This is a genomic window from Micavibrio aeruginosavorus ARL-13, assembly GCF_000226315.1.
GTDB lineage: Bacteria > Pseudomonadota > Alphaproteobacteria > Micavibrionales > Micavibrionaceae > Micavibrio > Micavibrio aeruginosavorus_B.
Genome location: NC_016026.1, coordinates 713,458 through 735,075 on the forward strand (window position 1 = coordinate 713,458; position 21,618 = coordinate 735,075).

Below are 21,618 nucleotides of genomic sequence, written 5' to 3' on the forward strand. Positions count from 1 at the left end.
GCCCCCTATAGCGGGTCATAAACCTAAAAAGGTTATTTCTTCAGGGGCATAGCCTCTTCCACCAGGGCGGTGAAATAGCTCATCCCAATCGGGATCAGGTCGTCGTTGAAGTCATAGAACGGGCTGTGCAGGCCGTGGTTATGTGGGCTGTCCTGTTTCGTGCCCTGGCCCATGAAGACATAGGCGCCCGGTTTGACCTTCAGGAACGATCCGAAATCTTCGCCGCCCATGCACAAATCGGCCTTGGTGCTGACGTTGTCGGCCCCCAGAATCTTGGCGGCGCAGGATGCGGCGAAATGGGTTTCGGCTTCGGTGTTGATGGTGGCGTCGGTGCCGAAAATGAATTCGGTCATTTCCACCTTTGCCCCGAATGTTGCGCCAATGCCTGCACAAATCTCTTCGATCCGTTTGCGGGCGAATTGGCGCATGTCTTCGGTGAAGGACCGAACGGTTCCGGTCATTTTCGCGCTGTCGCCGATCACGTTGAATGCGCCGGTGCCGACATTGATGTTGGTGACGCTGACCACCAGCGGGTCAACAGGGGCGGCGTTCCGGCTGACGATGGTTTGCAGGGCGGTGACCAGATGCGCAGCGCAGATGGCCGGATCAATGGTTTTTTCCGGCATGGCGGCGTGACCGCCTTTGCCCGTGATTTCAATGACGAATTCATCCACGTTGGCCATCAAAGGACCCACACGTGTTTCCATGCGGCCCAACGGCAATCCCGGCCAGTTGTGCAGGCCGTAAACGGAATCGCATTGGAAATCGTTGAACAGGCCATCTTCAATCATTTTATCCGCACCGCGGCCGCCTTCCTCCGCCGGTTGGAAGATCAGGTGAACCTTGCCGTCAAAATTTTTCGTTTCCTGCAAATATTTCGCGGTGCCCAGCAGGATGGCGGTGTGACCATCATGGCCGCATCCGTGCATCTTGCCCGGCGTTTTCGATGCCCATGGCTGGCCGGATTTTTCGACGATATCCAGCGCATCAATATCCGCGCGCAGGCCGATGGTTTTGCCGGATGTTGTTGATTGTCCTTCGATTGTGGCAACAATGCCCGTGGTGGCATAACCGCGCTTGAACGAAATGCCCCATTCGGTCAGTTTCTGCGCAATCAGGTTGGACGCAAATTCTTCCTCATACGCGGTTTGCGGATTTTGGTGCAGTTCACGGCGCAGGGCGGCGATTTCATCTTTCATATCGGCAGCGCGGTTCAAAACGGGCATTTGAGTCTCCATCTTTCATTGAATGGGACCAATCATAGCCCTTTTGAAACGGTTTTCCAGCCTAAACAGGCGATTTTTACGGCTGTATGGCCAATAAATCGCGCCGTTTTAACGTTCCGGCGGCCATGGCCTCCAGCCGCTTACGGGTCAGGCCAACATGATCCAGTGCAGAAAAATCAACCGGGATCAGCGTGCCGGTTTTTTTGTTGATCAATCCACCCTGATCCATGAAATCAAGGAGGATGCGGGCCTGGTTTTTCAGCACGGCAGGGGTGGTGGTAAACCATTCGACAGGAAGCCCGCGTTCGGATGGTGCAAGGCCTTCGTCGCACAAAGATTGCAAAGCTGTTGTCTTATTTTTATCGGTGACATGTTTCCATTTCAGGCCATTAAAAAACGTGTGCAGTGACCCGCTGTTGGCCACATCAATCTCTGCAATAAACCGTTCACGCGGGGCGGCGGTCCACCATTCTTTCAGCGTCATGGCGGTGATGGCCAGACGCGCGCTGTTAAAACCGGGCAGGCGGGCCAGCGTTGTGCCCACCTCGGTATAGCGATGGCGTTGCGTGCGTGGTTGGTTTTTATCGTGCAGGTGATAGGTGGCGGTGACCGTTTGCGCTTCGCCGTGTTCATCGTTCAGGAATAACACGCCACCACGGGCCAGGGCGTGATCGATTACGGCGGGTTCACGTTGGGCCACAAACCCGCTCGGGTCAGACACATTTTTCACCGCCGGGTTGAACATATACATCAAACGGGGTTTATCCGCCGCGCGTGAAAATTCGAGTGTCAGTTTACCCGGCAACGGTGTCATGGCTGGTCTCTCCCCATTTTTGACGGGCGGTTGGTCCGCACATCGTCGTTTGTGCGGATCAGTATAGGGGGATTCGGGGGCATGAAAAAGCGGCCCTTCACACGTTGGTAAAGGGCCGCTTTCTGAACTTATTATGCGAATATTACGGTTGCGGGGTCGGGCCAGCCTTTTTCGCGGTGCGTTTCGGCATGGTGCCTGCGGCCCACTCAATGTTCTGGTTTGCAGCCGGGTCCAGCAGGATGGCGGACACCGGGCCGGTGGCAATATTTTCCAGCGCCTTGCGACGGGTTTTCAACCAGCCCATCTCGCTCAAATCCAGATGAACGGCTTGGCCCGTTTTGTGGTTGACGATTTTCGGGTTGTCCATAGTTTCCAGCAACAGCTTGGCCTGGTGCGGCAGCGTCTTGGTCGTGCAACGCAACCAGTCAAGCAAATGTTCCTCATGGCGGAAGCCCGTGGAATCCCACAAATCATCATTCGGAACGAAGAAGTCCCAGCCGATGACCTTGCTCAGCAATGTGCTGGCCTTGCTGTTGGTTTTGTAAATGTCGGCGAAGAAAAATTGAACCGGCGGGCGTTTGAACATTTCGTTCATGATCTGCGCGCTCACCATAAAAGAGGACAGGTTAAATCCCCCCAGCGTGATGTGCGTGGCACCCACTTCGGTCCATGCGGCTTTCTTGGTCGGGGCTTTTTTCGCCGGGTCGATGTTGTGGCTCAGTGCGATGGAAGATGCAACCGGTTGGCCATTGTCTTTGTTAAGGAACAGGATCACGCGACCGTCGGCCGTGTATTTATCCAGCATCGTGTGATCGCGGTCATCGACGAACTCATGTTTAAAGGTGCTGTAAAAATCACGCACCATTTGTTCGTCACCCGGTTTGGACATGCGCACCAGCAGGTGCAGGTCGGCGGGCTGGTTAAATTCGTTTGTCAGCGTCATTGGCGCTTGCTCCCGATTCGTTATGTTTATTTGGGACGCGGACTTTAGGCGAGGGTGGGTCCGTCCGTCAAATTTAGACTGTGCGCTGCAGTAGTGTTTTGATTTTACTTATAAATTCGTCTTTCTGGGGTCAAAGGCGTCCCGGACCGCCTCACCAATAAAGGTCAGAAGTGACAGCATCAGAGCCAGCGTGACAAAGGCCGTCAGGCCCAGCCACGGGGCCTGCAGGTTGTTTTTCCCCTGTGCCAGCAATTCGCCCAGCGACGCCGAACCGGGGGGCAGGCCAAGGCCGAGGAAGTCGAGCGAGGTCAGCGCCGTGATCGACCCGGTCAGGATGAAGGGCATCATGGTCATGGTGGCGACCATGGCGTTGGGCAAAACGTGACGGCGCATGATGGTGCCGTTGGACACGCCAAGCGCGTTGGCCGCGCGCACATAATCAAAATTCCGCGCGCGCAGAAATTCCGCCCGCACCACATCGACCAGCGACACCCACGAGAAGGCGAGCAGGATCAGCAGCAGCGTCCAGAACCCCGGCACAAACATGGCCGAGAAGATGATGAGGATATAAAGACTGGGCATGCTGGACCAGATTTCAATGATCCGCTGCATGATCAGGTCGAGCCAGCCGCCGTAATACCCCTGCATCGCGCCCGCGAACACGCCGATGATCGAGCTGGCAATCGTCAGGATCAGGCCGAACAGAACAGAAATGCGGAAGCCGTAAATGACGCGGGCGGCAACGTCGCGGCCCTGGTCGTCGGTGCCGAGCAGGTTATCGCGCGTCGGGTATGACGGGGCCGGGACGGGCAGGTTGTAATTGATGGTGTCGTAGTGATAGCGAATGGGCGGCCAGATCATCCATCCGTCTTTCTTCGCGATCAGATCGGAGACGAAGGCATCGCGGTAATCGGCCTCGGTTTCAAAATCGCCGCCGAATGTGGTTTCGGGGTAAGATTTCAAGACGGGCATGTACAGCCCGCCATCATATTTAATCAGCAACGGTTTATCATTCGCCAAGATCGGTGCGGCCATAGCCAGCACGAACAGGGTCAGGAAGATCCAGAAGCTGATATACCCGCGGCGGTTGGCGCGGAATTGGTGCAGGCGGCGACGAGCCAGAGGGGAGAGGCGGGGAGAGAGTTTCATTTACACAGACCTCGCCGAGAAATCGATGCGCGGATCAACCTTCACGTAAATAATGTCGCGGATCAGCGTCATGACCAGACCGATCAGCGAGAAGACATAGAGCGTGCCCAGCACCACTGGATAATCCCGGTTGATGATGGATTCATACCCCAGCAGGCCAAGGCCATCGAGGCTGAAAATCACTTCGATCAGCAAGGCACCGGTGAAGAACAGGCCAAGAAACGCCGCCGGGAACCCGGCAATGACGATCAGCATGGCATTGCGGAACACATGACCGTACAGAACGCGGTGTTCGGTCAGGCCCTTGGCCCGTGCGGTCAGGACGTATTGTTTGTTAATTTCATCCAGAAAGCTGTTTTTGGTCAGCATGGTCAGGCCCGCAAATCCGCCAATCACCAATGCGGTCACGGGCAGGGCCATGTGCCAGAAATAATCGAGGATTTGTTTCCACATCGGCATGGTGGCCCAGCCTTCGGACACCAGACCGCGCAGCGGGAAAATGTCGAAATACCGCCCACCCGCAAAGACGATGATCAACAAAATAGCGAACATAAAAGATGGAATGGCATAGCCGATAAAGACCACAGCCGATGTCCAGACGTCGAATTTCGATCCGTCCTTCACCGCCTTGCGAATGCCCAGCGGAATGGAGATGAGATAGATCAACAGGGTGGACCAGATACCGAGTGAAATCGACACCGGCATTTTTTCCAGCACCAGATCGACCACGGAAATATTGCGGTAGTAACTTTCACCCAGATCAAAGCGCAGATAGTTTTTCAGCATGATCCAGAAGCGTTCTGGCGCAGGCTTGTCAAACCCGTAGAGCTTTTCCAGTTCAGCGATAAATTCGGGGTCGAGGCCCTGGCTGCCGCGATACTTGCTGCCCTCACCAACATTCTGCATGGCGTTCATGGCCATGTCGGCCCCGCCCGCACCGGTGAAACGGTCGGTCGCGCCACCGCCATGCCCCTGCATCACCGCGATCATCCGTTCCACCGGACCACCGGGGACGAATTGAATGACGATGAACGAGATCAGCAGGATTCCGAACAACGTCGGAATCATGAGGAGCAAGCGACGCAGAATGTAAGACAGCATGGATGATGACATGCCGAAAGATTAGGAAATTGTGGGCCTTACGCCAAGGGCGGGGTGTGCATTTTCACGGGCCACCCCCAGCTTATATTTTTCCGTAATTCTAAATTGTCATTCCCGCGAAAGCGGGAATCCATACAATTCATCAGCTACCCCATGGATTCCCGCTTTCGCGGGAATGACAACGGGAATGACAATATGTGTGGAGAGACCAGTTTTTGTTAGGGTGCCCAATCCCGGCCCAGATAGCGCCGCGACAAATGGTTCAGGTAATAGGTGGCGTTCAGCGCTTCACCCGTGGCGGATGTGAACAATTCGTCTTGGCTCAGCAAGGACCCATGGCTATGCACATTGGTGTTCAACCATGTTTTCAAGGTCTGGAAATTGCCCGTGCCGATTTCGGCGGGCAACGACGGGTTGACTTTCACGGCGGCGGAAAAAAACTGTGCCGCCCCCATCGCCCCCAGCGTATAGGCGGGGAAGTATCCGGCGGACAGGCTGGGCCAGTGAACATCCTGCATATGCCCCTTGGACGCATCCGGCGGGGTCAGGTTGAAAGTTTTCTTCATCGCGTCATTCCATGCACCGGGCAGATCGTCGATGGTCATATCCCCCTCAATCATCGCGCGTTCGATGTTGTAACGCAGGATGATATGGCCGGGGTACGTCAGTTCATCCGCCGCAACGCGAATGAAGGAGGGTTCAACGTGGAAGATATGGCGGGCCAGATTGTCTGGGGTAAAACCCTTGCGGTATTTGCGTGGTAGATGGTGGTGCGCCAGCGTGGACAGATACCCGATAAATTCCGGGATTTTACAGGCCTGATACTCCAGAATCATGGACTGGCTTTCATGCACATCCATGCCCATGGTGTGGCCGGCGGGCTGGTACCGCCATGCGCGGGGCGATCCCTGTTCATACAGGCTGTGCCCGGTTTCGTGTGCGACGGTATAAAGCCCGTCCAGAATGTGATCGGGGTTGTAGCGCGTGGTCAGGCGGGAATCATCCGGCGTGCCACCGCTTAAGGGATGCATGTCGCCCGTGTAAAACACGCCGCGGTCATGATCGAAACCAAGGGCGCGCAAAAGATCCTTGGCAATCGCATGGTGATATTCCACCGGGATGGTTCCCAGCGGCTTCATTTTCTTTTGCGCCTTCTGGCGGTCCATCGCCTCGGCAATCATGGGGGGCAGGGCGGATTCCAGTTTCGCAAATTCCGTTTCGACAGTGGAGAGTTTCAAACCAGGGCTGAATTTATCCAGCAGGGCTTCATACGCGCTGTTGAACCCCAGGGCATCTTTCAAAATCAAGCCGACTTCGCGCGATGTTTTGAAGGCCTGTTCGTAAACGGGTTTCATCACCGCCCAGTTGCCGCTGGCGCGGTATTGGGTGTGCATGGTGTTGCCCTCGGTTTCCAGCCGGGCGATTTCACGCACCAGCGATTCCGGCAAGGCGGTGGCCGCAATCCACTGGCGGCGCATCAGATACAGATTTTTTTGATCCGCAGGGGACAGAGAAGCCGTATTGGATTCGCTTTCATCCAGCCAGTCCTTCACCACCGGATCGGTCAGCAGCATGTGGCCCGCACTGGCCAACGCCATCATCTGTTCGGACCGGTCATTGTCGCTGCCCGGTTTCATGGCGGTCATACTGTCCATGTATAAAATACTGCCCGCACCGCCCAGATTGGCGATGGTACGAAAACGATCTTTCAGTTTTTCATAGGCGGTATGTGTCATGGCCGTTGACCTGTTTGTCTTGCGTTATTGTGGATGAGGAATAGACTGGCACAGGCGGTTCATGGCTGTCAAAGTCGTGATCAGCGCGGGGGGCGTATTATGAGCAGGTTTTTCGGTCTTTTAATCATGATATTGCTGTGCACCCCGTCCGCAGGGTATGCGGGGGACGCCGTATCATGGTGGCGGCCCAATGCGAGTGTGCGCAATTGGGACATTTTGCTCCAGGACCCGCCCCCGATTGATAATCTGCCTGTCCGCGACATGCTGATCCTAGATCTGTTTGATACGCCTGCTGAAACAGTGGCGGCGTTACAGAAGCAGGGGACATGGGTTGTGTGTTACATCAATGTTGGGGCATGGGAAAACTGGCGCCCCGATGCCAAGGATTTTCCAACCAAGCTGATTGGCAAGCGGTATCGCGGCTGGCAGGGGGAAAAATGGCTGGATATTCGCAATCGTGGTTTACGACCGTTGATCGAGGCGCGACTGGATTTGTGTCGGGATAAGGGGTTTGACGGTGTGGACCCGGACAATATCAACGGGTTCGACAACACGACCGGATTTTCCATCAGCGACACCAATCAAATCACTTTTAATCGCTGGCTCGCACGTGCGGCTCACAGCCGGGGGCTGGGCATTGGTTTAAAAAATGCAACATCATTATCAACAGCGCTGGTGGCGGATTTTGATTGGGTGTTAATGGAAAGCTGTGTGGCTGAGGGATGGTGTGCGGAATCCGCCCCGTTCCAGAAAGCGGGTAAGGCGATTTTTGATATTGAATACCCGGAAAACAACATTGATCTGGCTGTCAGCATGGCTTGTAAGCGTAAGCCAGAGCATGTGAATGTGGTGTTCAAGGATCGCCAATTGACGGCGGTCCTGCATAAATGTCCGCAATGATATTACCCGCCGTAACACATTGTTGCCGCATAAGACGCATTCGATGACACGCCATACACATCGCACATGTTGTATGAGCGACACGTATTTGTACCGGCAATATGTTCACAGGCCCGCGACCCCGGCTGGGCCTCGCACCATGTCTGGCAAGCGGCGCGCGTTGTTTGCGTGGATTGTGTGCTGGCATAACTGCCGCCGCAATTAACGCGGGATGATTCCGCCCAGGACCGGCACACCGGATGGGGGGCGAAAACAACATGCCATGTGGAATCAGCACAGAGTTTGAGGAGATTGTTGCTGTCAAAAATCATCATGCCGCTGTTTGAAGAATCGCATGTAGCGTTACTGTCTTCAAATGTGAACGTTCCGCTTTGTCCGCCACCTCCACTGCTGCTTTGGGCCGCATTCCATGTCGTACCGTCACAAACCAAAATCACGCTGGCCCCATCCTGGTCGGCGTCGGCGGTCAGGCGTGTAGCACCGGATGGAAAGCCGGAACACGATGTTCCCGGGGCTGTATCATGTCCTGCAAGCTGGGCGGTGGCCGCGTGGGTGGTCAGGAAAAGAAAAATACCAGTCAGAAGAGCAATGAAAACGCGCATGTGTGATCCTTACCTTGCCGTGTAAAGCGAAAGCATCACTCTGGTGACCGGGGATCGAAAACCGTAGAATCAGAGACGGCGTGATGGTCTTTACTGCAAAGACGCTGGACATACACCACCACTCCCCGGTCGTAGAGCGAACGACGGGCACACCACTGGCCTGTGGCGCGGGGCCCAGACCTTTGCGGCCGATGTGGGCCGCTGATCCTAAGGGGTTTCGATGTCCTGGATGCGTACTCGGCATCTGGGAAAAAATTAGCGCGAAAAAAGTGTACGGATCAAGATATTGTTTGGACATAATGCGATAAAATGAAGAAAAAATTATGATTAAGTTTATTTTTTCTCAAGTTAGCGTTAATGTTTCAGGATCTCCGCCGTCGTGGGAACGATAAAAGAAAGGTCGCCAGAGTTTCTCTGGCGACCGGGGATCGAAAACCGTCGAATCAGTAACGGCGTGATGGTCTTTAGGCAAAGCCGCTGGACATGCACCACCACTCCCCGGTCATAAGAAAAAGCCGAGAAGCGCATCTGTTGAACCACGTTTTTACGCGGGATCGGCACGACCGATGCGGGTCGCTGACTCTTGGATAAGGGGTTTTCGAGCCCCGGATCGCATACTCAGCATCCGGTGGAATGCTATAACCGAAAAGTGCGCCGGATCAACCCGGCGGCTGTTCATAATGCGGCTAAAACTGGAAAAAAATTACCGTTGCTTTGGATAATCCCAAGTTCTGGGCCGCTCAGGGGCGAATGTTCCAGCCTTCGAGTATCCATTGATCATCGTCATGGACAAAGACGGACAATGACCCCGTGGCCATTTTCAATCCATGCGCGCGGGCCAGAGAATCAGGGTCGGGGCACAGATGTTGGGCAAAGCGGGCGATGCCATTGGAGGTGACGACCATGACGCATTGGCCCGGACGGGTGCGCACAATGTCGTCGGCAAATGTGGTCCAGCCATCAATGATAGTGGCGGGGCGCGGGGACCAGTCGGGCGGCATAATACCGTTCGTTTCCCAATCCTGTAATGCGGTTTCACCCAGACGTGCGATGACGTGATCTTCGGTTTGGTTTTCGTCCGGGCCGTAATCAATTTCATTCAGGAATGGCAGGGTGGATGATGGTGCATCAATCCGCGCCGCCTCCAGTGCCAGCGCCCCCGTCCGCATCGTGCGTTGCAGGGTGGATGTAAACAATACATCAGGCGTATAGCCGTTGGTGGCAATGTAGTGGCCGATGGCGCGCGCTTGATCTTCGCCCTTTGTTGTTAAGGGCAAATCGGTGCGGCATCCAACACGGCGCGGGGCTTCGCCGCTTTCAAATGTATTGCCGTGGCGCGCGATGATCAGTGTTGTGCGGGTCATTGGGCCAGTCCATAGGATTTCAACAAAGCGACGGATTGCGTGCGGTACCATCCCGGATGCGGCATGCGCAAGCCCATGTCCAGCAACTGCACCGCATCCGTCATTTTCTTATCATCCAGCATCGTATGTGCCAAGGCTATGCGTGCGTTAAAGTGCAAGGGGTTCTTTTGCAAGGCGCGGATATAATGCCCACGCGCGGAATCGCGCAAGCCGATGGCCAGGGCCAGATCACCGCGCAAGGCGTCAATATCCGCCCAATACGGGTTCCAGTGTGTTGCCGCATCCAGCAGGTCCGTGGTCTCGTTGATCAATCGCGTGCGGCTGGTTGGGTTGTCGTTGGCGTTGATCATTGAAATATTGATCCGGGCCAATGTGACTTCCGGATCGATAAAGCTGTGCGGGCCCCAACGATCCGCACGGGCCAGATGAATCAGAACATTGCGCGCATCAGCGGGCTCGTCCGACGCCCAGGCCCGGCTGGCGGCACGCATTTCAAACAAAGCGCCACCAATCGGAACGGTAATGGCGATAAACAAAACCAGAACCGCCAGCGTCGCCACCAGAAATCCCGTTCGTTTCGGCCCGGGGGCGTGGATGATGACGGCATCACCATTCTGCAGGGCCAGCGTGGTCGCGTGATGCCACGCGGCCAGCAGGATGCCGCATGGAACCAGCACTGCCAGCGTTTGCAGCGGGAACTGGACGTGCGATTGAATAGCTACGGCCAGCAAAGCGGTGAAGGGCACCAGAATATCCATCCGTCGGTCAGGCGTGGCCATCCGCATGGCTCGAATTGTACGGACCAAAACGGCGCCAAGAATAATGTAAAACAGGATCAATGCCGGAATCCCGGCCTCTGCCCCCCATTGCAGGGGATCGCAATGCGCCCACGCGCCCAGCGACGTATCGGAAATGGATCCGCGATAACCGGGATAGACCAGAAAGAAGGTGCCCGGCCCGGTGCCGACAACAGGATTATCCATCATCATGCGGATGGACCCCTCATGCATGATCAGCCGGGGCAAAAGACCGTTTTCGTCCGCTCCGTTCTGCGCCAGTGTGGCCATGCGGTCGATGGTGGTGGTTTGTGGCCCGAGGATAAAAACCATTATGGCCACGGACAATATCATTGTGATTGCCGGGGCCATGACCCGCTTGATCAGGGTGCGGTCCATAAACGCGATCAGTGTCACCACGGCGGCAAGGGCGGCGACCAATCCACCGCGGCTGCCCGTGGCGATAATCGCGGCACACAGCAAGGCACAAGCGATCAATCCTGTAATCTTCTGCACCCGGTTTATTGCCGTCAGTGCGAGGGTCAGAGCCAGTGGCAGGGCCAGTGCAAACAGGGTGCAGAGAATATTGGGATCCAGCATCGGCCAATGGGCCCGTGTGGTCACGCCTGTTATAAATTGCCACAGTGCGGGCAAAGCCAACAGGCAGAACAGTGCCAGCATACCGCCCATCAGCCACCGGACCATGTCATGACGATGCGGGTGTGTTCCGATGACAAAAAACGTCATGGGCAGAGCACTGAACGTGCAGAAGGCAATCAGGCTGTGAAAAGGCACCGGGCTGAACGCCATGGACACGCCCATCCAGCCCCACAGGCCGAGCAGGGATAAGGCCGTCACGGATGCGGGGATCATCATGCGGCCCGCGCGAAAAGCAGGGATCGCCGTAGCGGCACCGGCCAGCAGGATGAGCCCGATGACAAGGGCCAGACCCGGGTCCTGTAACGCGCTGAGCGGTAATGCGATGGCAGAAGCGGCCAACAGACACAGAACAGGAAGGATGGTCGCCGGGTGAATCATGGTTATGCCGCCAGCGGATCGCCAAATTCTTTGAGCATAGCCTCGGCCCGCGCGACATCTTCGGGGGAATCAATACCCGCCTGCATCGTGCCCGATGGTAAATCCACCGCGACGGTCTGCACCGGAATATTGTTTTCCAGCAGGCGGAGCTGTTCCAGCCCCTCCAACTCCTCATACCGCCCGGCGGGCAAGGTGACGAAGCGCTCCAGCACATCGGTGCGGAACCCGTACAAGCCGATATGCTGCTGCACCGGGGACGTGGCATCGGTCCCGCGCATTTTGTCTTCCTTGCGGATGGCGGGGATGATGTTTTTCGAAAACCACAGCGCCTGACCCTTGGCATCGGTGACGCAGGTGGTGCCGCTGAACGGTGTTGTTTTTTTGTTGTCGCGCAAACGATCCAGATCATCCCAGCTCAGACGGACAATCGGTGTGACGACGGAATGTGCTGGGTCGCCCACCCATGTCTTGATCACAGCGTGAACGATGGATGGTGGTGTGAACGGGGCATCGCCTTGCAGGTTGACGATAAAATCGGGGCGCTGGTCCATCTGGCGCATGGCGGCCAGAACACGGTCCGACCCCGTTGGGCAATCATCCGAAGTCAGGTAGCACGGCACATCCAGCGTTGCGGCATGGTCGGCAATCCGCTGATCCTCTGTCGCAACGGCAATTATGACGCCACGCATATCTTCGCAGGCCTTGCGGGCCAGTCGAACCACGCGGTCCAGCATGGTGATGCCTGCGATTTTGGTCAGCGGTTTACCCGGAAAGCGCGTCGACCCATACCGGGCCGGAATGATAATGGCGATGGATGACATTATTTCGCGTCCTTTGCCCACCAGGTGTCGGTCACGCCCATGCCATAGGTTGGGGCAATGGCGGGTTTTTCAAATTTGTCCCAATAGGCGATGCGCCATGCGCTCAAATACCAGTTGGGCACCATGTAATATCCCCATTGCAAAACGCGGTCGAGGGATGAACACAGAACGATCAGTTCCTCGCGCGTCTGGGCGGCAACGATTTTTTCGATCAAAGCGTCGACGACGGGGTCTTTGATCCCGATATAGTTGCGAGAGCCCGGCATTTCCGCGCGGTCCGAACCCCAGAATTCGCGTTGTTCGTTGCCCGGTGAACTGGATTGCGGGTACACCATCACCGTCATGTCAAAATCAAAATTGTTCATGCGGTTTTGATATTGGGCGTCGTCCACCGTGCGATAGGTGGCTTTGATCCCCAGTTTTTTCAAATTCTGGATAAACGGTGCGATCCAGCGTTCAAAGGCCGGGTTGTTGTCGATAAATTCAAATTCCAACCGTTGTCCGGTAATGGAATGCACGCGCACGCCATCCTTGCCCATGACGTATCCGCTTTTGTTCAGCAGTTCGTTGGCCCCGGCCAGCATGTCGCGGTTGTTGCCAGACCCGTCGGTCTTGCGCGGGTTAAATTCTTCTGCAAGGACGCCGGGCAAAAGCTGGTCACGGAAAGGGTCCAGAATGGCCAGTTCGGCGGCACTGGGCTGGCCTTTTGCTTCCATGTCCGAGTTGGAGAAATAGCTGCGCGTGCGGGTATAGGCATCGTGCGCGAATTGCTTGTTCGACCATTCAAAGTCAAAGGCATATGAAATGGCCCGGCGGACGCTGATATCCTGAAAGATCGGGCGGCGCAGGTTGAAAATAAAGCCTTGCGCCCCTTGCGGCAGAGTGTGGTGAACTTCTTCCTTCTTCACCTGGCCGCTTTTAACCACGGGGGCGTCATACGCGGTGGCCCAGGTTTTGGCGGTGTTTTCCTGGCGGAAATCGTACTGTCCGCCCAGGAATGCTTCCAACGCCACGTTGGCATCGCGGTAATATTCATATGTCAGCTTGTCGAAGTTGTAACGCCCAACATTGATAGGCAGATCCTTGGCCCACCAATCCTGCACGCGGACCAATTCGATTAATTCACCGGGTTTGACGGTGCCGTATTTATACGGGCCGCTGCCCAGCGGTGGAGTCAGGCTGCTTTCACCGAATTTGCGGCCCTCGGCGGTCCAGTAATGTTTCGGCAAAATCGGCAATTGCCCGACGATCAGCGGCAGTTCACGGTTACCCGCCATATCGAACGTGAATTTGACGCGCGTGGGGGACAGGGCCTCCACAGTCTTCACGTTGTGATAATACGCTTTGTAGAACGGTGCCCCTTCGGTGGTCAGCGTGTTGAACGACCAGACCACGTCATCGGCGGTGATTTGTTGGCCATCATGCCATTTGGCCTGCGGGCGCAGGTTGAAAATCACCCAGCTGCGGTCTTCCGGTACTTCGATGGTTTCGGCGATCAGGCCATATTCCGAAAACGGTTCATCCGCCGATTGTTCCAGCAAGGTTTCATTGACCAGCGATGATCCCGCACCGGGCGCGCCCTTGATGATATGGGGGTTCAGGCTGTCGAATGTGCCGATCACGTGCTGGCGGAATGTGCCACCCTTAGGCGCGTTCGGATTGACGTAGTCCAGATGTTTAAAATCCGCCGCGTATTTCGGTGCGCCATGCATGGCCAGGGCATGAACCGGTTTCACTGCGGCATCTTGGGCCAGCGCCGGGAAAGACAGGAGGGCGAGAACGACCACGCCGCTTAAAATCTTCAACATTCTTAATGTCCTCTTTGTTCTTTTCGTCATACCGGCACCAAGAAACAATGGGGCCGGTATCCATACGATCTATCCCATGGACCCCGGCTTTCGCCGGGGTGACGGTTGTGGTTTGTTTAGTTCACGGCGCGTTTCGGGTTGATCGCGCTTTTATGGCCGGTGGATCCGTACAGATCCGGTTTGGCGAACAGGAAGCCCTGACCGTAATCGATGCCAAAGTCCAAAACTTCGCGCAATTGGCCGGGGTTTTCGACCCGTTCAACGATCAAATCAATCCCGGCGCGATCCAGTTGGGCTTTCAGTTTGGTGATGCGGGCATTGCCGCCATCTTGTTGCGCCTCGCGGATCAACCATGCGGCATCCAGCTTGATAAACCGAATACCCATGGAGCGCAGGCGGTTGATATCGATGCGGCGGCGGCGCACTTGATCCACCGAGAAACGGCAACCCAGTTGCGACAGGCCCGAGAGGATTTCAGTCACGCTTTTGGGGGCGTTATCAATATCGCCCAACGGCAATTCAAACACGATGCGCGGGGCCAGCGTGCGATATTGGGCCAGGAACGTCACCAGGTCGTTCATGAAGCTGGTGTCATGCAAAGTGGCCGATGAAATATTGATGATCGAGGGCAGGGCATCATCATCATCACGCTGATCACGCAGGATTTGCAGTGCGCGCAACAGCAACAGGTTATCAATCGCGGGAACCATCGATTCCTTGTGCGCCAGTTCCATGTAGCGCGCGGCAGGAATGTACGATCCAGCGGCGGCGCGCAGGCGAGCATACAGCTCCTGAAAACGGGCTTTGCGTTGTGGCAGGCTGACCACAGGCTGGACGAAGACGTCGATATGGTCATTCTGAACCGCGTGGCGGATCAGTTCCATGACGATGGTGTCGCTGAATTTGTTGAAATCGGGGTTCAGGGCTGCTTCCAATGCCGATGGCGGCGTAATCATTTTCGGCGGCGGCGCGACCAGCAACTCCAGAATACCCATGGCTGGGTCTTCGGCTTGCGCGTTCAATGCGGCTTGTTCCTGTGGCGACAGGATGCGCGTGCTGGGGCGGCGGCCCAGTTCGGAGAGTTGCGTGATGATTGTTTCAATCATTTTTGCTTCGATCGTGTGGCCGGGGCCGAAATTTTTGCCAATGGCCATCACTTCGTCGGCGGCATCGGCCAGCCCTTCTTTCACCACGGCCAGATCGGTGCGGTTGCGCGCGACTTCACGCACCAGGCGGTCATGGTTACGGGTCAGGGATTCCAATTGTTCTGTGATGGTGCGTTCCCAATTACGGCGGCTGATGATGTCGTACATGACCAGACCCGACAGAACCAATATGCCGCCCAGCAAAGCAGCGGAACCAATTTCACTGTCCGGGCGGATCATGACAAACGCCACGATCAGCGCGCCAACAACGGCCACGGCGCCAACGGCAATGCGCATCTGCATCGTGCTGAGCGATTCAATGATGGGGCGGGGCAGGAAGGCGACCGAGAAGCGGCGTGTGTTTTGCGGTGCCTTGATGTCGGACATATCCAGATCAACATTAACCGGAGCAACGCGCGGGCGCGATAAAAGGGAATTTAAAAAAGACCAAGCGCGTTGTTTTGCCTGTGCCATGTGGCCATGCCCCGTATTGGTAAAGAGATGCGTTGTATACCTTACCGGTGATCGGCGCCCACGGCTTCGCCCACATGGGAATAGCCATCTGCCTGTAATCGTTCGATCAATCCGGATTTAATCTCTTTTACCACGCCGGGCCCTTTGAAGGCCAGCGCGCTATAGAGTTGAACCAGACTGGCCCCCGCTTTTATTTTGTCATAAGCGCTGTCTGCGTCATGCACGCCACCGGCCCCGATGATGGGCAACGTGCCGTTTGTTGCGGAATAAGCGAGGGCAATCGCGCGCGTTGATTTTTTATGCAAAATTTGACCGCTGAGGCCGCCTTTTTCGCGGGCGAAGGATTCGGGCAAATGATCGGGACGGTCCAACGTCGTGTTGGTCAGAATCAGGCCATCAACATGCGAATCGACGGCCACGCGGGCGAGGGTTTGCAGTTGATCATCCGGCAGGTCGGGCGCCAGTTTCACCAGCAACGGGGGCGGGGCCATGCCGCAAGACCGACCGCGTTCATGTAGGATTTTGCCGATCAATTCTTTGAATGTATCCGGCTCCTGCAAATCGCGCAGGCCGGGCGTGTTCGGTGATGAAATATTGACGGTCAGGTAATCGGCAAACGGGCCAAGCGCCTGCACCAGCAGCATGTAATCTTTCGCCGGATCGCTCTGGCCCTTGTTCATGCCGATATTGATGCCGACCAATCCGGGTGGGCGCGGGCGTTGATCCAGAAATTTTTCCAGATTTTCCTTGAACACATTTACACCGCCATTGGGAAAGCCCATGCGGTTGATAATGGCGTGGTGCTGATGATTGCGAAACACGCGCGGTTTCGGGTTGCCCATTTGCGGGCGGGGCGTAACTGTGCCCACCTCGACAAACCCGAATCCGAGATTCAGCATCGGCGCAATCACCGCTGCATTTTTGTCAAACCCGGCGGCCAGCCCGATGGGGTTGGGGAAGATGCGGTTCCACAAGGTGGTTTTTAAAACCGGATCATCCGCCACGGCCTGCGTCCGCGGCACGAGGGGAAGCAGCGCCAAGGTTAAATTGTGCGCATCTTCAGGTGGCAGGGCGAAGGCCAGTGTGCGAATGAAGGGGAGTGAAAAATCCATCATGGCCATGAAATTACAGGAAAATTACTGAATTGGCACGACCCTAGCAGGTTTTGGCGGTGGGGGCCAAGGGAGCATTGCGGCGCAATAAAATCTTGTCCTTCAGGCGTATGTCCGCTTATAATCAAAAGAATAGATTCTGCGTAAAAAGCCAAAAATAATAATAAAATCAGGTGTGTGTGATGTTTGGGACCAAGCCGTGCGGTGCGCTTTTGCACCGCAAACGCCCCTTTTTAGAGAGTGGGTTTTCGCTGATCGAACTTTCGATAGCGATGATTATCCTCAGTTTAATTCTCCTGCCTTTGATCTCGCTGGCCACGGCGCAGCGCGCAACCCGCATGATCGAAGACACAATGGGGTTCCAAAGCGACGTTAAAGACGCGATCGACACGTTTTACATTGAAAACAAACGCTACCCATGTCCCGCGCGTCTGACGTTGGGACCGAATGATCCTGACTATGGCAAGGAGGTTTGCACAGGGCTGCCGGCTGTGGGGGCGTGTGCGAATGGGCTGTGTCGTGCCGCCGGGGCCAGCGGGCGCAGACTTGTGACCGGGGCCGTCCCGTTTGTTGATTTGAAGATCGCGGAAACACGGACCTATGATCGCTGGTCAACAAAATTTTCCTATACCGTGACCGAAGATATGACGGATGAAACCACCTTCCCGGCCCCGGTTGTTGTGGGGACGGAATTGGTGATTAACGGTGCCATTCGCGCCGAACAATATGTTGATGATCGCACGTTGGGTACGAACGCGCTGGAACCGGTGGCGGATCTGCAACATTACATTTTAGTGTCGCACGGTCCGAATGGACAGGGCGGTTATACACGTGAAGGTGTTGTGCGTGCCGCCTGTATCATTGGTGCGAATGAAGATGCAAAAAACTGCGATAACAACGCAACCTTCTTATTGTCCAATTACGGGGCATCACGTTCGGAAACAGAGGGCAATACCCGATATTACGATGATTTGACACTGAACGTGTCGTCGATCAAGGGTGGGATTTGGCGTGAAACGGTGACAACACCCGATGATATTGTGAATACCAATCCTGGCGGTGTTGGTATTGGCACGGATGACCCGGAATACGATCTGGATGTGAATGGAAACATTCTGGCGACCCAGTTCGAAGTCGAAGAATTATGTGATGAAAACGGCGACAATTGTTTTTCGCCAGAAGTTATTGCCGGCGATACCGGAAAAATTATGTGCCCGACGGATGGTGGTGTTGTGACGCGTATTGCGAATGTATCGGTGAATTGCGGGGCGGCGGTCCCTGTTTCGGGGCAGGTGTGCCCAACGGGGCAATATGTGATCGGGATGAGTGGTGGGACGCTCACCTGTGGCAGTTTGTAGATATTATATTTTGAATATATAGGGGTGGGGCAATGTTTGGGTTCACGAAGACGTCGAAATCTGGCGGTTATACGCTGATCGAACTGGCTGTTGTGATGATTGTTGTCGGGTTGATAATCACGCCGTTGATGACTCTTTATAACAACAATAAGAAAAAGGAAATTCTGGATACGCAAACTGTTCATATGAACGAAGTTTTGCGAACCTTGGGCGAATATCGTGTGATGTACGGGCATTACCCGTGTCCGGCGTCGCTGACCGCCGCACCGGGAACGGCGGAATATGGTCATGAAAGCGATTGTACGGATACATCGATTGCTCCGGGTGGGTGTGCGGGTGGGCTGTGTGTGAAAAACAGTGTGCGCACTGTCACGCTGGTCGATGGGTCGACGATAAATCCGCGTGTGCGCATCGGGGCGGTCCCATTCCGTGCCCTGGGTCTGGATGACACCAGCTCCTATGACGGGTATTCAGCCCGGATGGTGTATGCGGTGACGGAAATCCTGACGGATAAGGCGTCATTCAATGCGGCGGCCGGCGGTGTTGATATTGTCGACGGCCAGGCGGTGGCAAAAACGATTTTACCCGTTGCCGGGTCCGGGCATTTTGTGTTGATCAGCATGGGGCCGAACAAAGCTGGTGCCTATTCCCGCGACGGTGTTTTGCAAAATGATTGCCCTGGCAACACAACGCTTGAAAATTTGAATTGCTCCACAGATGGTGATGCCATTTTCCGGGCCACCGCATACAGCGAAGCAAACAACGAGAATCATTTTGATGACACGGTTCAGTATTTCGCGCGGACCGATGTATCGCCTTGGGAATTGGTCCCGGACGGGCCAGGCGGGCCAATGATCCATGCGACACTGCTGGCAACAGGTGGTGTCGGTGTGAAGGTTGCAGCCGATAGCAATTTTACCGAAGCGGTTATTATTCAGGGTGATGCCCGTGCCCGTGATGGTGCCAAGGCACAATCTTATTGCGTTGATGGCAATATTACCGCGTCGGGGTGCATGTCCCCAACATTGATCGCGGGTGATCCCGCTATGGGTGGAGGCATGGTGTGCCCGATTGGTCAATATATGGTTGGTGTGCGGAACGGCCAGGTTGAATGTGTGGATGAAATTGTTCAAAAATGCCCGGCAGGTGAAGTCATGACCGGTGTGAACGCTGACCGAACGATCAAGTGTGAGAAGGATAAAACCTGTCAGTCGGAAACTGTCACAACGATTTGCAACGAAGAAAAAACTTTGCCAAAAGCCTCTAACGGGGCGACTTATACAATTTATTCCGGTGCAAATTATTCGCGCAAATATACGTGCAAAGATGGGTCGTGGATTCCGAATAATGCAGGAACAGGGGAGTGTACCTGTCAAACTGCAACCGAAACGCGGGAAAACCGTGCTTGTGGCACCGGATTTGAAACGGGCAATACCTATACACAAACCCGAAATAAAATTTGCCCAGCTGGTACATGGACCAGCTGGAGTCCGTCATCGGGCAATGGTGCGGCAACATGTACATGCGTGAATACATCACAACGTCGTACAGTGTCATGCCCGGCTAATTATACCGGAACGCATATTCAGGAACGGTCCTGGACCTGCACCGGGGCCAACACCGGGCAGTGGGGCAGTTGGGCCACCGTGTCCAACACATGCGCGTGCGAGGACAAAACTGAAGGGCCGACCGGCATCAGCTGCCCCAGCGGTTATACGGGATCGATTCAACGTAAACGCACATTCTCATGTGCTTCGAACAGCTGGAGCGCATGGGAAGAGGTCAGCAACACTTGTGTTTGTAAACCGGCTGCAGAAACAAAAACCGGCGCTTGCCCGGCGGGGTATGAAGGATCTGTAAAATTGACACGATCATTCCTGTGTCCATCGGCCACATGGTCGGATTGGACGGAAGTGCCAGGGTCCAATACTTGCACCTTGATCCCGCCTGTGGTTTGCACATGGGTGGCGCCCCCGGGTGGGGGCGTGACGGAATCAACACGCCGTGGCAGCACGGTCGGTGCGACATGCGATTGCGGTGGTTCTGGGTCCTGTAACCGCAGCGCTGGAGGTGGGATGTACACAAACTATAGCGGGTGTAATTGTAAATGAACAAGGTTCAGCGTAATGATCAGGGCTTTACCCTGATCGAAATGGCTGTTGTCACGATTATTATCGGCATCTTGATGACGGTGATGATGCATACCTATCAAAGCTATGATTTGCAACGTCGATTGAATATTACCCGTGACAACATTCAGGCTGTGCGTGAAGCTTTGACGGATTATCAGGATGCGACGGGAGCCTATCCGTTGCCTGCGCGCCGCAATCTTGAGGAAAATGATGGCGGGTATGGTGAAGCCGCTATTCTGGATGCCAACGGAACCCCGGTTTTGGGCGCATGCGTGAATGGGGATGATATTGATGTTGGGCTGTGCCGTGTATCGGGGCGGGATGCCAATGGTGATGGGGTGGGGGATGATGTTCTGATCGGCATTGTGCCCTTTAATACGATGATTCCAAATTTGACGAATGCCAAACTGGCGCGCGCCAATGTGGTTGACGGCTGGGGACGGGCGTTGACCTTCGCCGTAAGTCGCAGTTTGACCGAGCCTTTCAATTTCTCATCCAATGGCGGGGCTATCTTTGTTCAGGATGAATTTGGTCGCGATTTGACCGATCCGGCGGGGGCTGCGCACTTTATTATCATTTCCCATGGTGACAATGGCGGCGGGGCTTTCTCACCCACCGGCGGGCGGTTCAGCGATTGCCCTGTCGGTGTGACGGAACGGGAAAATTGTGACGTGAACGCCACGTTTGTCAGTGGTCTGCGCATGATGGGGAATAATGCCCAATATAATGACGATATGGCGCGGTATCTGGCTTGGTCGGGGTCATCCATCTGGAATTACGCCCCAGATGGGGAAAATATATACAACACCAACATCGGCAATGTTGGTATCGGGACCGATACACCGGCGGAACGTTTGCATGTTGTTGGTGTCTTGCGCGGGCGCAACGCATTGTCGTCCGGGTTCTGTACGGAAAATGGGGCCGATTGCATGACCACGGATGTCATTGCCGGGAATGAACCGGCCTGTCCCACTGGGCAGGTGGCAACGGGAATTGGCTTGAACAAGCTGATTTGCGCGACCGTAACGGGCAGTGTAACGACCAGCACGTGCGCATCCGGCACCAAGGCCGTTGGTTATTCGACCAAGACCGGACTGATCTGCGAATAATTCTTCTATT

The 21,618-nt window shown here is 55.3% G+C and carries 17 protein-coding genes; 4 read left to right on the forward strand and 13 right to left on the reverse strand.

Features of this window, described 5'->3' with window-relative positions; all coding sequences use genetic code 11:
* Positions 1–32 precede the first annotated feature (32 nt).
* From MICA_RS03390 to MICA_RS03415, 6 genes are all read right to left on the reverse strand, one after another.
* On the reverse strand, positions 33–1,226 hold the full coding sequence (locus tag MICA_RS03390) for a M20 aminoacylase family protein (RefSeq protein WP_014102285.1): 1,194 nt from the start codon (positions 1,224–1,226) through the stop codon (positions 33–35).
* 76 nt (positions 1,227–1,302) lie between these two features.
* On the reverse strand, positions 1,303–2,040 hold the full coding sequence (locus MICA_RS03395) for a hypothetical protein (RefSeq protein WP_014102286.1): 738 nt from the start codon (positions 2,038–2,040) through the stop codon (positions 1,303–1,305).
* A 142-nt stretch (positions 2,041–2,182) separates the two neighbouring features.
* Positions 2,183–2,983, reverse strand: coding sequence for a hypothetical protein (locus MICA_RS03400; protein ID WP_014102287.1), 801 nt, complete (start codon positions 2,981–2,983; stop codon positions 2,183–2,185).
* Between the two features lie 108 nt (positions 2,984–3,091).
* A complete protein-coding gene (locus MICA_RS03405; RefSeq protein WP_014102288.1) occupies positions 3,092–4,132 on the reverse strand; it encodes an ABC transporter permease in 1,041 nt (346 codons plus the stop codon).
* A complete protein-coding gene (locus MICA_RS03410; RefSeq protein ID WP_014102289.1) occupies positions 4,133–5,233 on the reverse strand; it encodes a microcin C ABC transporter permease YejB in 1,101 nt (366 codons plus the stop codon).
* Between the two features lie 218 nt (positions 5,234–5,451).
* The gene (locus tag MICA_RS03415) at positions 5,452–6,969 is read right to left on the reverse strand and encodes a carboxypeptidase M32 (RefSeq protein ID WP_014102290.1); all 1,518 of its coding nucleotides are present in this window, start codon (positions 6,967–6,969) and stop codon (positions 5,452–5,454) included.
* A 99-nt stretch (positions 6,970–7,068) separates the two neighbouring features.
* Between MICA_RS03415 and MICA_RS03420 the strand changes: the two genes are divergently transcribed.
* Positions 7,069–7,869 (forward strand): endo alpha-1,4 polygalactosaminidase, encoded by an 801-nt coding sequence (locus MICA_RS03420; protein WP_014102291.1) that lies wholly within the window; start codon positions 7,069–7,071, stop codon positions 7,867–7,869.
* 2 nt (positions 7,870–7,871) lie between these two features.
* Here MICA_RS03420 and MICA_RS03425 read toward each other — a convergent pair whose 3' ends face one another.
* The 7 genes from MICA_RS03425 to MICA_RS03455 all read right to left on the reverse strand — a co-directional run bounded on the left by MICA_RS03425 (position 7,872) and on the right by MICA_RS03455 (position 17,018).
* Complete coding sequence (locus tag MICA_RS03425) at positions 7,872–8,471, reverse strand: hypothetical protein (protein WP_014102292.1); 600 nt, start codon at positions 8,469–8,471, stop codon at positions 7,872–7,874.
* 740 nt (positions 8,472–9,211) lie between these two features.
* Entirely contained in the window at positions 9,212–9,835 is a 624-nt protein-coding gene (locus MICA_RS03430; protein WP_014102293.1) for a histidine phosphatase family protein, read from the reverse strand.
* A complete protein-coding gene (locus MICA_RS03435) occupies positions 9,832–11,649 on the reverse strand; it encodes an O-antigen ligase family protein (RefSeq protein WP_014102294.1) in 1,818 nt (605 codons plus the stop codon). Before MICA_RS03435 ends, MICA_RS03430 begins: the two co-directional genes overlap by 4 nt.
* Positions 11,650–11,651: 2 nt before the next feature.
* On the reverse strand, positions 11,652–12,470 hold the full coding sequence (locus MICA_RS03440; protein WP_014102295.1) for a 3-deoxy-manno-octulosonate cytidylyltransferase: 819 nt from the start codon (positions 12,468–12,470) through the stop codon (positions 11,652–11,654).
* Entirely contained in the window at positions 12,470–14,278 is a 1,809-nt protein-coding gene (locus MICA_RS03445) for an extracellular solute-binding protein (protein ID WP_014102296.1), read from the reverse strand. The genes MICA_RS03440 and MICA_RS03445 overlap by 1 nt, the downstream gene beginning before the upstream one ends.
* 116 nt (positions 14,279–14,394) lie before the next feature.
* Positions 14,395–15,897: an EAL domain-containing protein gene (locus MICA_RS03450; RefSeq protein WP_014102297.1), complete on the reverse strand. Its 1,503-nt coding sequence runs from the start codon at positions 15,895–15,897 to the stop codon at positions 14,395–14,397.
* 41 nt (positions 15,898–15,938) lie between these two features.
* The gene (locus MICA_RS03455; protein ID WP_014102298.1) at positions 15,939–17,018 is read right to left on the reverse strand and encodes a quinone-dependent dihydroorotate dehydrogenase; all 1,080 of its coding nucleotides are present in this window, start codon (positions 17,016–17,018) and stop codon (positions 15,939–15,941) included.
* A gap of 173 nt (positions 17,019–17,191) precedes the next feature.
* On the opposite strand from MICA_RS03455, the gene MICA_RS03460 reads away from it, so the two are divergent.
* The 3 genes from MICA_RS03460 to MICA_RS03470 are packed head-to-tail and all read left to right on the forward strand — an operon-like array spanning position 17,192 to position 21,608.
* Positions 17,192–18,367 (forward strand): prepilin-type N-terminal cleavage/methylation domain-containing protein, encoded by a 1,176-nt coding sequence (locus MICA_RS03460; RefSeq protein WP_014102299.1) that lies wholly within the window; start codon positions 17,192–17,194, stop codon positions 18,365–18,367.
* Positions 18,368–18,399: 32 nt separating this feature from the next.
* Positions 18,400–20,478: a type II secretion system protein gene (locus MICA_RS03465; RefSeq protein ID WP_014102300.1), complete on the forward strand. Its 2,079-nt coding sequence runs from the start codon at positions 18,400–18,402 to the stop codon at positions 20,476–20,478.
* Positions 20,475–21,608 (forward strand): type II secretion system protein, encoded by a 1,134-nt coding sequence (locus tag MICA_RS03470; RefSeq protein ID WP_014102301.1) that lies wholly within the window; start codon positions 20,475–20,477, stop codon positions 21,606–21,608. Before MICA_RS03465 ends, MICA_RS03470 begins: the two co-directional genes overlap by 4 nt.
* The last annotated feature ends 10 nt before the right edge of the window (positions 21,609–21,618 follow it).

Excerpts from the sequence above, each read along its gene's own strand:
- MICA_RS03390 (WP_014102285.1), bottom strand. The coding sequence starts at position 1,226 with ATGCCCGTTTTGAACCGCGCTGCCGATATGAAAGATGAAATCGCCGCC.
- MICA_RS03395 (WP_014102286.1), bottom strand. The coding sequence starts at position 2,040 with ATGACACCGTTGCCGGGTAAACTGACACTCGAATTTTCACGCGCGGCG.
- MICA_RS03400 (WP_014102287.1), bottom strand. The coding sequence starts at position 2,983 with ATGACGCTGACAAACGAATTTAACCAGCCCGCCGACCTGCACCTGCTG.
- MICA_RS03405 (WP_014102288.1), bottom strand. The coding sequence starts at position 4,132 with ATGAAACTCTCTCCCCGCCTCTCCCCTCTGGCTCGTCGCCGCCTGCAC.
- MICA_RS03410 (WP_014102289.1), bottom strand. The coding sequence starts at position 5,233 with ATGCTGTCTTACATTCTGCGTCGCTTGCTCCTCATGATTCCGACGTTG.
- MICA_RS03415 (WP_014102290.1), bottom strand. The coding sequence starts at position 6,969 with ATGACACATACCGCCTATGAAAAACTGAAAGATCGTTTTCGTACCATC.
- MICA_RS03420 (WP_014102291.1), top strand. The coding sequence starts at position 7,069 with ATGAGCAGGTTTTTCGGTCTTTTAATCATGATATTGCTGTGCACCCCG.
- MICA_RS03425 (WP_014102292.1), bottom strand. The coding sequence starts at position 8,471 with ATGCGCGTTTTCATTGCTCTTCTGACTGGTATTTTTCTTTTCCTGACC.
- MICA_RS03430 (WP_014102293.1), bottom strand. The coding sequence starts at position 9,835 with ATGACCCGCACAACACTGATCATCGCGCGCCACGGCAATACATTTGAA.
- MICA_RS03435 (WP_014102294.1), bottom strand. The coding sequence starts at position 11,649 with ATGATTCACCCGGCGACCATCCTTCCTGTTCTGTGTCTGTTGGCCGCT.
- MICA_RS03440 (WP_014102295.1), bottom strand. The coding sequence starts at position 12,470 with ATGTCATCCATCGCCATTATCATTCCGGCCCGGTATGGGTCGACGCGC.
- MICA_RS03445 (WP_014102296.1), bottom strand. The coding sequence starts at position 14,278 with ATGTTGAAGATTTTAAGCGGCGTGGTCGTTCTCGCCCTCCTGTCTTTC.
- MICA_RS03450 (WP_014102297.1), bottom strand. The coding sequence starts at position 15,897 with ATGGCACAGGCAAAACAACGCGCTTGGTCTTTTTTAAATTCCCTTTTA.
- MICA_RS03455 (WP_014102298.1), bottom strand. The coding sequence starts at position 17,018 with ATGGCCATGATGGATTTTTCACTCCCCTTCATTCGCACACTGGCCTTC.
- MICA_RS03460 (WP_014102299.1), top strand. The coding sequence starts at position 17,192 with ATGTTTGGGACCAAGCCGTGCGGTGCGCTTTTGCACCGCAAACGCCCC.
- MICA_RS03465 (WP_014102300.1), top strand. The coding sequence starts at position 18,400 with ATGTTTGGGTTCACGAAGACGTCGAAATCTGGCGGTTATACGCTGATC.
- MICA_RS03470 (WP_014102301.1), top strand. The coding sequence starts at position 20,475 with ATGAACAAGGTTCAGCGTAATGATCAGGGCTTTACCCTGATCGAAATG.